This is a genomic window from Klebsiella sp. K47 (genome assembly GCF_051858335.1).
Classification (GTDB): Bacteria; Pseudomonadota; Gammaproteobacteria; order Enterobacterales; family Enterobacteriaceae; genus Klebsiella; species Klebsiella pneumoniae.
The window spans coordinates 1-222 of sequence record NZ_JBPYUI010000439.1 but is presented as its reverse complement, the minus strand read 5'-3'; the positions used below and the strand labels follow the sequence as shown (position 1 = coordinate 222).

Annotated in this window: 1 protein-coding gene; it reads left to right on the top strand. The window is 53.6% G+C overall.

Annotated elements, in window-relative coordinates; all coding sequences use genetic code 11:
• The coding region (locus RRF55_RS28700; protein WP_439419401.1) for a DDE-type integrase/transposase/recombinase at positions 1-222 on the top strand (222 nt) is incomplete at both ends.

Genomic DNA, 222 nt, shown 5'->3' with positions numbered 1-222 from the left:
TCCATGCCGGAAAGTCGCTGAAAGGTGAGGATGTGGTCGGTGTGATGGAAAGGTTGCGGGTGCCGGGCAAGCGCCTGCCGGTACGTATTCAGACAGATAACGGCAGCGAGTTTATCTCGAAAAGTCTGGATAAATGGGCGTATGAGCACGGGGTCACAATGGGCTTCTCCCGCCCCGGAAAACCAACGGATAACCCGTTTATTGAATCATTTAACGGCAGTC